Source organism: Streptomyces sp. NPDC003011 (assembly GCF_053591515.1).
Window position 1 is genome coordinate 21,188 of record NZ_JBSFTY010000093.1, and the last position, 11,985, is coordinate 33,172.

Annotated in this window: 14 protein-coding genes; 6 read left to right on the forward strand and 8 right to left on the reverse strand. The window is 71.8% G+C overall.

The window, feature by feature from the left end; translation table 11 throughout:
- The first annotated feature begins 14 nt into the window (after window positions 1-14).
- A complete protein-coding gene (locus ACWD0J_RS34250) occupies window positions 15-458 on the forward strand; it encodes an N-acetyltransferase family protein (protein WP_451499773.1) in 444 nt (147 codons plus the stop codon).
- A 123-nt stretch (window positions 459-581) separates the two neighbouring features.
- Here the strand turns inward: ACWD0J_RS34250 and ACWD0J_RS34255 are convergent, their stop codons facing one another.
- Both ACWD0J_RS34255 and ACWD0J_RS34260 read right to left on the reverse strand, forming a co-directional pair.
- Complete coding sequence (locus tag ACWD0J_RS34255) at window positions 582-944, reverse strand: four-helix bundle copper-binding protein (RefSeq protein WP_451499761.1); 363 nt, start codon at window positions 942-944, stop codon at window positions 582-584.
- Between the two features lie 267 nt (window positions 945-1,211).
- The gene (locus tag ACWD0J_RS34260; protein ID WP_451499762.1) at window positions 1,212-2,369 is read right to left on the reverse strand and encodes an acyl-CoA dehydrogenase; all 1,158 of its coding nucleotides are present in this window, start codon (window positions 2,367-2,369) and stop codon (window positions 1,212-1,214) included.
- Between the two features lie 192 nt (window positions 2,370-2,561).
- On the opposite strand from ACWD0J_RS34260, the gene ACWD0J_RS34265 reads away from it, so the two are divergent.
- A complete protein-coding gene (locus ACWD0J_RS34265; RefSeq protein WP_451499763.1) occupies window positions 2,562-3,905 on the forward strand; it encodes a UDP-glucose dehydrogenase family protein in 1,344 nt (447 codons plus the stop codon).
- A 385-nt stretch (window positions 3,906-4,290) separates the two neighbouring features.
- Here the strand turns inward: ACWD0J_RS34265 and ACWD0J_RS34270 are convergent, their stop codons facing one another.
- Window positions 4,291-4,794, reverse strand: a complete 504-nt coding sequence (locus tag ACWD0J_RS34270) for a CGNR zinc finger domain-containing protein (RefSeq protein WP_451499764.1) — start codon at window positions 4,792-4,794, stop codon at window positions 4,291-4,293.
- Window positions 4,795-4,979: 185 nt separating this feature from the next.
- Here ACWD0J_RS34270 and ACWD0J_RS34275 point away from each other — a divergent pair, with 185 nt between their 5' ends.
- Together ACWD0J_RS34275 and ACWD0J_RS34280 are read left to right on the forward strand one after the other, a co-directional pair.
- A complete protein-coding gene (locus tag ACWD0J_RS34275; protein WP_451499765.1) occupies window positions 4,980-5,339 on the forward strand; it encodes a VOC family protein in 360 nt (119 codons plus the stop codon).
- 45 nt (window positions 5,340-5,384) lie between these two features.
- On the forward strand, window positions 5,385-5,789 hold the full coding sequence (locus ACWD0J_RS34280; protein ID WP_451499766.1) for a VOC family protein: 405 nt from the start codon (window positions 5,385-5,387) through the stop codon (window positions 5,787-5,789).
- A gap of 15 nt (window positions 5,790-5,804) precedes the next feature.
- On the opposite strand, the gene ACWD0J_RS34285 is transcribed toward ACWD0J_RS34280, so the two are convergent.
- Window positions 5,805-6,977, reverse strand: a complete 1,173-nt coding sequence (locus tag ACWD0J_RS34285; protein ID WP_451499767.1) for a dipeptidase — start codon at window positions 6,975-6,977, stop codon at window positions 5,805-5,807.
- A gap of 256 nt (window positions 6,978-7,233) precedes the next feature.
- On the opposite strand from ACWD0J_RS34285, the gene ACWD0J_RS34290 reads away from it, so the two are divergent.
- Window positions 7,234-7,884 (forward strand): response regulator transcription factor, encoded by a 651-nt coding sequence (locus ACWD0J_RS34290; RefSeq protein ID WP_451499768.1) that lies wholly within the window; start codon window positions 7,234-7,236, stop codon window positions 7,882-7,884.
- Window positions 7,885-8,082: 198 nt separating this feature from the next.
- Here the strand turns inward: ACWD0J_RS34290 and ACWD0J_RS34295 are convergent, their stop codons facing one another.
- The 3 genes from ACWD0J_RS34295 to ACWD0J_RS34305 are packed head-to-tail and all read right to left on the reverse strand — an operon-like array spanning window position 8,083 to window position 10,948.
- Window positions 8,083-9,261 carry a dipeptidase gene (locus ACWD0J_RS34295; protein ID WP_451499774.1) on the reverse strand — a complete coding sequence of 393 codons (1,179 nt, stop codon included), beginning with the start codon at window positions 9,259-9,261 and terminating at the stop codon, window positions 8,083-8,085.
- 5 nt (window positions 9,262-9,266) lie between these two features.
- A complete protein-coding gene (gene purE / locus ACWD0J_RS34300) occupies window positions 9,267-9,791 on the reverse strand; it encodes a 5-(carboxyamino)imidazole ribonucleotide mutase (RefSeq protein WP_451499769.1) in 525 nt (174 codons plus the stop codon).
- A complete protein-coding gene (locus ACWD0J_RS34305) occupies window positions 9,788-10,948 on the reverse strand; it encodes a 5-(carboxyamino)imidazole ribonucleotide synthase (RefSeq protein ID WP_451499770.1) in 1,161 nt (386 codons plus the stop codon). The genes purE and ACWD0J_RS34305 overlap by 4 nt, the downstream gene beginning before the upstream one ends.
- A gap of 154 nt (window positions 10,949-11,102) precedes the next feature.
- On the opposite strand from ACWD0J_RS34305, the gene ACWD0J_RS34310 reads away from it, so the two are divergent.
- Entirely contained in the window at window positions 11,103-11,648 is a 546-nt protein-coding gene (locus ACWD0J_RS34310) for a GtrA family protein (protein WP_451499771.1), read from the forward strand.
- Between the two features lie 18 nt (window positions 11,649-11,666).
- Here ACWD0J_RS34310 and ACWD0J_RS34315 read toward each other — a convergent pair.
- Window positions 11,667-11,985 (reverse strand): ATP-binding protein (locus tag ACWD0J_RS34315; protein WP_451499772.1); only part of this gene is annotated, 319 nt, incomplete at its 5' end.

Consider the following 11,985-nt stretch of genomic DNA (forward strand, 5'->3'; position numbering starts at 1 on the left):
TGGCGGACTGGGGTATGCGGCCGGCGTCGGTGTCGGACGTCGAGGCGGTGGCCGGGCTGCGGGCCGTGGTGCTGCGGGCCGATCTGGAACGGCTCGGGCGGTACGACGGGCAGCGGGTGCGGCAGCGGCTGCGGGACGGGTTCGACCCGGCGCACACCTGGGTGATCGAGGTGGGCGGCACGTTCGCCGGCTGCGTGGCGCTGCGGCCGGCCGAGGACGGCCACTGGCTCGAGCACTTCTATCTCGACCCGCGGCTCCAGGGCGGCGGTATCGGCGCGGGCGTGCTGCGTGAGCTGCTGGAGCGGTGCGACCGCGGCGGCGTTCTCGTCCGGCTGAACGTGCTGCGGGGCAGTGCGGCCCGACGGCTGTACGAGCGGCACGGGTTCACCGTCGAGACGGAGGACGCGGTGGACGTGTTCATGGTGCGCAAGCCGGCCGGAGCGCTGACGTGCGGCTGACCGGTCAGGGGGCCGGTGGGGCCGGAGGGCCGTGAGTCCGGCCGACCGGGCGGGTCCGGGCCGGTGGCCCGGGCCAAGGGCACCCGCCGGGGTGTGGGGTGCCCCTGACGCCCCGCGGGCGGGTCACATCGTGGCGCCCGCCATCGCGCGGCAGGTCTGCGCACAGCGGCGGCAGGCCTCGGCGCAGCGCATCATCTCGGGGTCGTCCGGCATGGACATGCAGGCCTCGGCGCAGAGGTCGCAGGCCGTGGCGCACAGGGCGCACATGTCGGCCGCCATCGGGGAGCGGCGCATCATCATGTCCGAGCACATGCGGGTCGTCTCGGAACAGTCGATGAGCGCGCGCATGATCTGCATCTGGGCCTGGCCGCCCTTCTGCATACAGGAACTCATCGTCTCCTCGCACACGCTGTGACACGCCATGCACGCCTCGACGCAGTCCTGCATCTCCTTGCTCAGCTGGCTCGTGCTCGGCTGCTGCTGCATGGTTCCTCCTCCGGTCGGTCGCGGGAACCGTGGGATCGGCTTCCGTCCTTCCGTCCTTCCGTCCTTCCGTCCTACGCCTGTCGGGCCGGGTCCGCCATGGGAGGGACTGGAGGGCTGCGCGAAAGGCACTTCAGGACTTCAGGACTTCGCGGGAGAGGCCGTGACGGACACGGAGGAGCATGCCGTAGGGGTCATGGTCGCCTGATCGGGCACGACAACGCAGCCCCCGGTATGACGCCGGGGGCTGCGTTGTCTGCGAAGACCTCGCTAGGGAAGGTTCCTCGCCATCACGATCCGCTGCACCTGGTTCGTGCCCTCGTAAATCTGGGTGATCTTGGCGTCGCGCATCATCCGCTCCACCGGGTAGTCCCGCGTGTAGCCGTAGCCGCCCAGCAGCTGGACCGCGTCCGTGGTGACCTCCATCGCCACGTCCGAGGCGAAGCACTTGGCCGCCGCGCCCTGGAAGGTGAGGTCGCGGTCGCCGCGCTCGGACTTCGCCGCCGCCGCGTACGTGAGCTGACGGGCCGCCTCGATCTTCATGGCCATGTCGGCGAGCATGAACTGGATGCCCTGGAAGTCGGCGATCGGCTTGCCGAACTGCTTGCGCTCGCGGACGTAGCCCTTGGCGTAGTCCAGCGCGCCCTGGGCGATGCCGAGCGCCTGCGCGGCGATGGTGATCCGGGTGTGGTCCAGGGTCTGCATCGCCGTGGCGAAGCCCGTGCCCTCCTCGCCGATCATGCGGTCGGCGGGGATGCGGACGTTGTCGAGGTAGACCTCGCGGGTCGGGGAGCCCTTGATGCCGAGCTTCCTCTCCGGGGCGCCGAAGGAGACCCCGGGATCCGACTTCTCGACCACGAACGCCGAGATGCCCTTGGAGCGCTTGGACGGGTCGGTCACCGCCATCACCGTGTAGTACTCGGACTCGCCCGCGTTGGTGATCCAGCGCTTCACGCCGTTCAGGACGTAGGAGTCGCCGTCGCGGACCGCCTTGGTCTTCATGCCGGCCGCGTCCGAGCCCGCGTCCGGCTCGGAGAGGCAGTACGAGAACATCGCGTCGCCCTTGGCCAGCGGGGCGAGGTACTTCTTCTTCAGGTCCTCGGAGCCGGCCAGGATCACGGGCAGGGAGCCGAGCTTGTTCACGGCGGGGATCAGCGAGGAGCTCGCACAGGCACGGGCGACCTCCTCGATCACGATCACCGTGGCCAGGGCGTCCGCGCCCGCGCCGCCGTACTCCTCCGGCACGTGCACCGCGTGCAGGTCGTTGGCCACCAGGGCGTCCAGCGCCTCCTTCGGGAAGCGCGCCTCCTCGTCCACCGCGGCCGCGTAGGGCGCGATCTTCGCCTCGGCCAGTGAACGGATCGCGTCCCGGAGCATGTCGTGCTCCTCGGACGGGCGGTACAGGTCGAAATCAGCCGATCCGGCCAAGGTCTCTCACGCTCCAAGGACGCTGTGATGCTGGCGCTAATTACCGTTAAGTAACTCAAATTTTAGAGGGCTGCCCACCTGAGTGATACGTGAGCTTGGCGACAAGGGGGAAAGCCGCCCGCCGAGAGCTGTCGCCCTGCCCGGACTATGCTCTTCCACCGCACCCCACGGCCGTCCCACCTGGAGCACTTCATGAGCCTCAAGATCACCGTGATCGGCACCGGCTACCTCGGCGCCACGCACGCCGCGGCCATGGCGGAGCTCGGATTCGAGGTGCTCGGACTGGACGTCGTACCCGAGAAGATCGAGATGCTCCAGCGGGGCGAGGTCCCCATGTATGAGCCCGGGTTGCAGGACCTGCTGCGCAAGCACGTGGCCGGGATCGAGGGGTCGAGCGGGCGGCTGCGGTTCACCATGGACTTCGCCGAGGTGGCGGCCTTCGGCGACGTGCACTTCGTGTGCGTGAACACCCCCCAGCGGCACGGCGAGTACGCCTGCGACATGTCGTACGTCGACTCCGCCTTCGCCTCGCTCGCGCCGCATCTGACCGGGCCGGCCCTCGTCGTCGGCAAGTCGACCGTGCCCGTCGGGTCCGCCGACCGGCTCGCCGCCTACCTCGCCGCGAACGCCCCCGCCGGCCCGGACGCCGAGCTGGCCTGGAACCCGGAGTTCCTGCGCGAGGGCTTCGCGGTCCAGGACACCCTGCGTCCGGACCGCATCGTCGTGGGGGTACGCAGCGAGCGGGCCGAGAAGCTGCTGCGGGAGGTGTACGCCACCCCCCTCGCCGACGGCTCCCCCTTCGTCGTCACCGACTTCCCGACCGCGGAGCTGGTGAAGACCTCCGCGAACTCCTTCCTGGCGACCAAGATCTCCTTCATCAACGCGATGGCGGAGGTGTGCGAGGCGGCCGGCGGCGATGTGGCGAAGCTGGCGGAGGCGATCGGGTACGACGACCGGATCGGGAAGAAGTTCCTGCGGGCGGGGATCGGGTTCGGGGGCGGATGCCTGCCCAAGGACATCCGCGCCTTCATGGCCCGCGCGGGCGAGCTGGGCGCCGACCAGGCGCTGACCTTCCTGCGCGAGATCGACTCGATCAACATGCGCCAGCGCGGGCAGATGGTGGAGCTGGCGCGGCAGGCGCTGGGCGGCGGGCCCTTCCTCGGCAAGCGGATCGCGGTGCTCGGCGCCACCTTCAAGCCCGACTCGGACGACGTCCGGGACTCGCCCGCGCTGAACGTCGCCGGGCAGATCCACCTCCAGGGCGGCCAGGTCACGGTGTACGACCCGAAGGGCATGGACAACGCCCGCCGCATCTTCCCGACCCTCGGGTACGCCGACACCGCCGTCGAGGCCGTGCGGGGCGCCGACGCCGTACTGCATCTGACGGAGTGGCGGGAGTTCCGCGAGCTCGACCCGGCGGCGCTCGGTGAAGTCGCGGCCCAGCGGCTGATCCTGGACGGGCGCAACGCCCTCGACCCCGAGCTGTGGCGGACGGCGGGCTGGACGTACCGCGCGATGGGACGGCCGACGGCCTGAGCGACTTCGACCGGCCGACCCCCTGAGCCGGTTCAACCGGCCGACGGGCTGAGCTAGTTCGACCGACCGACGCCCTGATCCGGTTCGACGCACACGGTCCGGGCCGGGCAGATGCTCACGCCCGCCACGGACTTCCTGAACCGGTACCCGCTGAACCGGCACCCGCTGACGCGGTCCGCCCGCATGGTGGACGCCGCTCCGGCCGGGGCTCAGCCGGCCGGAGCGGCGCCTGCCCCATTCTCCACATCTTCACCACGCTCCGGGAACCGCTTTCCTGTTTCCGCTTTCCTGTTTCCGCGTTCCGCGTTCGCGATGACCGCGATGACCGGGATGACCGGGATGACGACGGTGGCAGGGCGAGGACGCGTAAGTCAGTCCTTCGCCGTCAGTCCTTCGCCCGGTACCGGCGCATCTTCGCGCGCGCCCCGCACACCTGCATCGAGCACCAGCGGCCCCGGCCGGCCGGGCTGCGGTCGTAGTACGCCCAGTGGCAGTCGGCCGCCTCGCAGGCCTTCAGCCGGGTCCAGGTGCCCTCGACGAGGGCCTGGGCGACGGCCCCGGCGACCCGGGAGAGCAGCGGGCCCTCGTCGGCCGGGGCGAGGGCGGCCGAGCCGTCGCCCGCGTCGACGGTCACCACCAGCGGAGCGGCCGCCAACAGCTCGCCCAGCGGTGTCACCGCGCGGTGCGGCGGGTGGCCGGCGTGGGCGAGCAGGGCCGCCCGCAGCGACTCGCGCAGCTCCCGCGCCCCGGCCGCCTCCGTCTCGGCCAGCCCGAAACGCGCCCGGCCCTCCGCCCTGTCCAGGGAGTCGGCGCCCGTCTCGATGTCCAGCGTGTTCACCAGGGACTCGACCAGCGCCAGGCCCCCGGGAGCGGGCGTTCTCTCACTCATGCCCGCGACGTTACCTCCGGTGCCGGGTATGCGGTAACCGTCCCCTTGTTCCCTCGCCTTGCCCCCTTGCCTTGCTCCCTTGCCTTGTTACCTCCTATACGGCAGCATGCAGTAACCGTTACCGGTTACTCGCCTCTATGAGTAACCGAAGGCGGACAAGTGTCTCCGACTCCGAGGAGGAAGTCATGGCTCTCGCCAAGCTGGGTGCCGTCGTCCTGGACTGTCCCGACCCGCACGCGCTCGCCCGGTTCTACGCGAGCGTGCTCGGCGGCACCGTGGTCAGGGAAGCGGAGTGGGTGGACCTGAAGCTGCCCGACGGGCAGACGCTGGCGTTCCAGGCCGCTCCCGGTCACGTACCGCCGCAGTGGCCCGCGGCCGACCACTCGCAGCAGTTCCACCTGGACCTCACCGTGGAGGATCTGGACGCCGCCGAGAAGGAGGCGCTGGCGCTGGGCGCCACACCGCTGGACACGGCGGACCGCTCGCGGACCTTCCGGGTTTACGCGGATCCGGCGGGGCACCCGTTCTGCCTCTGCGCCTGCTGATCGACCGTCCAGCCCCCTGACCGTCCGTCGAGCCGGGAGGACCCCATGACACCCGCACCCGCACCCGTGGCACGTCTGCGTTCCGTAGTCGTCGACTGTCCCGACCCGCACGCGCTCGCCGAGTTCTACGCGCGGATCGGCGGCGGCACCCCCGAGGCGCAGGACGACGACTGGGTCGTCCTGCGGGTCCCGGACGGGCCGCGGCTCGCCTTCCAGCGGGCGCCCGGCCTCACCCCGCCGGAGTGGCCGCGCGCGGACCGCAACGCGCAGCAGTTCCACCTCGACTTCGACGCCGGGACCACCTGGGAGGAGATGGACGCGGCCGAGGAGAGGGTGCTGGCGCTCGGGGCCCGCGTGCTGGACCGGGAGGACGACCAGAAGAAGGACTTCCGGGTGTACGCCGACCCCGCCGGCCACCCCTTCTGCCTGTGCCGGATCGACCCGCTCTGACCGCCGCAGCCGGGGTCAGCCGTCCAGCTCGGCGATGGTCGCGGTGGACGGCTCCCGGCGCTGCTGGGCGGCGTGGGCGGCGAAGTCGGCGCCGCGCAGCACGCGCTGGACGTTGCCCCAGGTCAGCAGGGCGAGGTCGGCTTCGGGCCAGCCGCGCCGGAGGAGTTCCGCGACGAGGTACGGGTAGCAGGAGGCGTCGCCGAGTTCCTGCGGGTGGGCGGTGCCCGCGTCGTACGTACCCGACAGGCCCACGCACTCCGCGCCCGCGACCGCGCGGACGTGGTCGAGGTGGTCGGCGACGTCCCGGACCGTCGCGCCGGTCTGCTCGGCGGTCAGCGGCACCATGCACAGCCCCTTCACGGCGCCCAGCTGGGCCAGCAGGTCGTCGGGGAGGTTGGCCGGGTGGGGCCGCAGGGCGCGGGCGGCGGAACGGGTGCACACCACCGGCGCCTTGGACACCGCGAGCACCCGGCGGATGGTCTCCCCGGAGGCGCCGGACAGGTCGGCGAGCACGCCGAGCCGGTTCATCTCACGCAGCATCTCCTCGCCGAACCGGGTGAGCCCGGCCTCGCTGGCCCAGGACACCCCGGTCAGGGTGAGGAAGCGCAGGCCGAGGACGTGCAGGGAGCGCAGGATGCCGGGGGAGTCGCCCACCGCGGCGGCTCCGGCGGGGCCGGGCAGGACGGCGATCCGGCCGCAGTGGCGGACATCGGCGATCTGCCCGGCGGTGTGGGCGAGGCGCAGCCCCTCGGGGTGCGCGCGCACGACCGTCTTGACCAGGTCCAGCTGCTCCAGGGTGGCACCGACGGCCCGGTCGCCGTCAAGCCCCTCGGGCAGGTGCAGCGACCACAGCAGGGCGCCCACCTGCCCCTCGCGCAGTCGTGGCACGTCCGTGTCGACGGCGCTCTCGCCCATCTCCAGGTCGTACCAGGGCAGATGGCGCAGCGCCCAGGGCAGCCCGCTGTAACCGTCGGCGACGGGGTGCTCGGTCAGCAGGGCGCGGGCGCGGTCCAGGCGGGTGGTGCCGGGGGCGGCGGCGACAGGGGCGGCGACGGGGGCGGGGGCGGCGACGGGGGTGTACGGCTCCGCCGCGTAGGAGTCGGAGGCGGGCTCCGGGAGGGGCGCCGGCAGGTCGTCGAACTCGCCGACCCCGGTGGTGGTGTGCAGTTCGTCCTGGAGGTCTGCCATGGCGGGCTCCGTACGTCGTGAGATACGTCGTGAGATACGTCGTGCATACGGCGTGGTCCACGTTGCGATCTACCTCGCGATCTACCTCGCGGTGTCCTGATCGCAGTACTGATCGCTGTACGGTCACCGTCGCACGGAGCCGGGGGGCCTTCCTGGTGGGCGGGGCGTTCGGGGTACCGCACGGGCACCTTCGGCGGCCGGTCTTCGTCCTAAGTACGTGAACCTTCAAAGACCTACCCCCCTCCGTGCTCTCGTCGTGAGCGCCGACCACTCCGTGCGTCCCCTGATCGCCCGGCTCAGCGAGCTCGGCTTCGAGGTCTACGCGGCCGGCCGCGGCCGGTTCGCGATATCCGTCGGCCGGTCCACCCGGCCCGACCTGGTCGTCCTGGACCTGGCCCTGCCGGACGACGACGGCCTCCAGACGTACGGCGGACTGCGCGCCGCCGGGGTGCACGCGCCGGTGCTGTTCCTCTCCGGCGACGACGACCCGGGGGCCCGGGCCGCGGTGCGCCAGGTGATGTCGGGCGCCGACGGGCACGTCACCAAGCCGTTCGTGCCCGCCGAGGCGGTCGCGCGCCTCCAGGAGCTGCTGGAACGGGACCTGTCCGACGAGAGCCGGCTGCTGCGCCACGGGGGCCTCACGGTGGACGGGGACCGTCGCGCGGTGTGGCGGGAGGGCATCCGGATCGAGCTGTCGGCGCGGGAGTTCGAGCTGCTCGGCTATCTGCTGGAGAACGTCGGCCAGGTCGTCACGAAGCAGCAGATCCTGGACCGTGTCTGGGGAACCCCGTTCCGTGCCGGGACCGTCGAGACGTACGTCTACTACCTGCGCCGCAAGCTGGGCGACGACGACCAGTCGCTGATCAGGACGGTCCGCGGCGTCGGCTACACGATCGCCCGCGGCTGACGCCGGTGCCGGGGTCGGACCGTCCGCGCCGCGCCGATCACCTCGCCCGGGGTCTCGCGGGAGCGGACGAGGCCGGCGACACACGGCGGATCACCCGGCCGACGACCGACGGCCGACCCGCCTTGGCCTACTTGGCCTGCCCTGCCCTGCCCTGACTTGCCCTGCCTTGGCCTGCCCTGTCCTGGCCCACGGGCCCGGTCAGCCGTCGAGCGACTCGATCGTGGCGTTGGACGGACCCCGCGTCGCCTGGAGGTCACGCGCCACGTCCTCCGCCGCGCCCAGCACCCGTACCGCGTTCTGCCAGGTCAGCTTGGCCAGGTCGGGCTTCGACCAGCCGCGGTCGAGGAGTTCGGCGATCAGGTGGGGGTAGCCGGAGACGTCGCCGAGGCCGCTGGGGGTGAAGGCGGTGCCGTCGTAGTCGCCGCCGATGCCGAGGTGGTCGACGCCGGCGACCTCGCGCATGTGGTCGAGGTGGTCCGCCACGGTCGCGACCGTGGCGACCGGGCGCGGGCGGCGCTCCTCGAAGGCGCGGTGCACCTTCATCGCCTCGGCTGTGGTGGCGAGGGGGTGGAAGCCGTGCGCCCGCATGTTCTCGTCGGCCGCGGCGGTCCAGTCCACGGCCGCCTGGAGCACGAACTTCGGGACGAACGTCACCATCGCGACCCCGCCGTTCGCGGGCAGCCGCTCCAGGACGTCGTCCGGGATGTTGCGCGGATGGTCGCAGACCGCCCGGGACGAGGAGTGGGAGAAGATCACCGGCGCGCGGGAGGTGTCCAGCGCGTCCCGCATGGTGGAGGCGGCCACATGGGACAGATCGACCAGCATGCCCTCCCGGTTCATCTCCCGTACGACCTCCCGGCCGAAGGCCGACAGCCCGCCGACGCCCGGCTCGTCGGTCGCGGAGTCCGCCCACGCCACGTTGTCGTTGTGGGTGAGCGTCAGATAGCGCACGCCGAGCGCGTACAGCATCCGCAGGGTGCCGAGGGAGTCGGCGATCGAGTGGCCGCCCTCCGCGCCCATCAGCGAGGCGATACGGCCCTCACCGCGCGCCGCCTCCATGTCGGCCGCCGTCAGCGCCGGACGCAGGTCCCCCGGATGGCGCGCCAGCAACTGCCGTACGCAGTCGATCTGTTCCAGCGTCGCCGGGACCGGGTCGGGCAGGTCCGTGCGCACGTACACCGACCAGTACTGGGCGCCGACCCCGCCCGCGCGCAGGCGCGGGATGTCGGTGTGCAGGTGGGCCCGCTGGTCGGCGCTGATGTCGCGGGCGCCGAGGTCGTAGCGGACCTGTTCGCGCAGCGCCCAGGGGAGGTCGTTGTGTCCGTCGGCGACCGGGAACTCGGCGAGGAGTTCCCGGGCCGCCGCCAGCGAGGTCATCGCCGTCACTTCCCGAAGCCGAAACCGTTGCCCGCTCCGTCGACCTTGGCGCGCAGCCGCTTGCCCTTCTCGGTGGCCTGGTCGTTCAGCTCCTGCTGGAACTCCCGCATGCGGGAGCGGAGTTCCTCGTCGTGCGCGGCCAGGATGCGGGCCGCGAGCAGCCCCGCGTTACGGGCGCCGGCGACGGAGACGGTGGCGACGGGCACGCCGGCCGGCATCTGCACGATCGACAGCAGCGAGTCCATGCCGTCGAGGTACTTCAGCGGCACGGGGACGCCGATCACCGGCAGCGGGGTCACGGAGGCGAGCATGCCGGGCAGATGGGCCGCGCCGCCCGCACCGGCGATGATCACCTTCAGCCCGCGCCCGTCGGCCTGCTCGCCGTACGCGACCATCTCGCGGGGCATGCGGTGCGCGGAGACGACGTCCACCTCGTACGCGATCTCGAACTCGTCGAGGGCCTGGGCGGCGGCCTCCATGACGGGCCAGTCGGAGTCCGATCCCATGACGATGCCGACAACTGGGCTCATTCGGTGATCGTGCCTCTCAGGTAGCCGGCAGCGTGACGGGCGCGCTCCAGCACGTCGTCCAGGTCGTCGCCGTAGGTGTTGACGTGGCCGACCTTGCGGCCGGGCTTCACGTCCTTGCCGTACATGTGGATCTTGAGCTGGGGGTCGCGGGCCATGCAGTGCAGGTACGCGGAGTACATGTCGGGGTAGTCGCCGCCGAGGACGTTGACCATGACGGTCCACTTCGCGCGCGGGCGCGGGTCGCCGAGGGGGAGGTCCAGGACCGCGCGGACGTGGTTGGCGAACTGGCTGGTGATCGCGCCGTCCAACGACCAGTGGCCGGAGTTGTGCGGGCGCATCGCGAGTTCGTTGACGAGGATGCGGCCGTCACGGGTCTGGAACAGCTCGACGGCGAGGTGGCCGACGACGTCCAGCTCCTTGGCGATCCGCAGCGCCATCTCCTCGGCGCGCAGGGCCAGTGTCCCGTCGAGGTCGGGAGCGGGCGCGATGACCGTGTCGCAGACGCCGTTCACCTGCTGGGACTCGACGACCGGGTAGGCGACGGCCTGGCCGTGCGGGGAGCGGACGACGTTGGCGGCCAGCTCCCGGACGAAGTCGACCTTCTCCTCGGCGAGGACCGGCACACCGGCGCGGAAGGGCGCGGCGGCCTCCTCGGCGGAGCCGACGACCCACACGCCCTTGCCGTCGTAGCCGCCGCGGACGGTCTTGAGGACGACCGGGAAGCCGTCGCCCCCGGCGCCTTCGGCCACGCCTTCCGCCGCGAAGGCCGCAACGTCCGCCGGGTCGCTCACGATCCGGTGCCGCGGGCACGGCACCCCGATCGCGTCGAGCCTCGCCCGCATCACGCCCTTGTCCTGTGCGTGCACGAGCGCGTCCGGGCCGGGGCGGACGGGGATGCCCTCCGCCTCCAGCGCCCGGAGGTGCTCGGTGGGTACGTGTTCGTGATCGAAGGTGATCACGTCGCACCCGCGCGCGAAGTCACGCAGCGTGTCGAGGTCGCGATAGTCGCCGATGACGACGTCGCTCACGACCTGCGCCGCGGAATCCTGCGGGGTGTCACTGAGGAGCTTGAACCTGATGCCGAGCGGGATGCCCGCCTCGTGTGTCATACGAGCGAGCTGGCCACCGCCGACCATGCCGACTACCGGGAACGTCACTCTCCTAGGGTATCGGCCCCGCCACGGTGGCCGGTTTCCCGCCCTCCCGGACCGGCCCGCGCTCGACCCGTGCTCTCGCCCACGGGCGATCACGAACGGGGGGTGGTTAGCATGGCTGGGTTGACGAATCCTACGGACGGGGGCCTGGAAAGCCATGGGACGTGGTTCCTCGGGGCTCCCTGCGACGCCTCCGCCGCCTCGCAGCGCGGCACGACAGCGTGTCGACCGGCTCGTGCGCGAGGCCGCCAAGTTCGGCGCGGTCGGCGGGGCCGGCGTGCTGGTCAACCTCCTCGTGTTCAACCTCGTCCGGCACACCACCGGCCTCCCGGTCGTGCGGGCCAGTGTGATCGCGACCGTCGTCGCGATCGTCTTCAACTACGTCGGCTTCCGGTACTTCACCTACCGGGACCGCGACAAGAGCCGTCGCACCAAGGAACTGACGCTGTTCCTGCTGTTCAGCGCGGTCGGCCTGGTGATCGAGAACGGTGTGCTCTACACGGCGACGTACGGCTTCGGCTGGGACAGCCCGCTGCAGAGCAACATCTTCAAGTTCGTCGGCATCGGGGTCGCCACCCTGTTCCGCTTCTGGTCGTACCGCACCTGGGTGTTCCGGGCGCTGCCGGTCGAGGACGCGGTGACGGGCGCGGGGCCGTTCCTGGCGGCGGAGCGGAAGAAGCCCCGGCCCCGGCAGCGCGCCTGAGGGGGACCGGACCGGTGGTCACCGGACCGTCGGCTTCCCGGCGTCGCCCTCCGCCGGCTTTTTGAGCGCTGTCCGGGACAGGAACAGGGCGAACACCGGCGGGTGGGTCTGGAGCATCTCCAGGCGGCCCCCGTCGGCCTCCGCGAGGTCCCGGGCCACCGCCAGGCCGATGCCGGTGGAGTTGCGGCCGCTGATGGCCCGCTCGAAGATCCGCGCCCCGAGGTCGGCGGGCACCCCGGGCCCCTCGTCCGTGACCTCGATGACCGCCTGGTTCCCGGTGACCCGGGTGCGCAGCGCGACGGTGCCGCCGCCGTGCATGAGGGAGTTCTCGATCAGC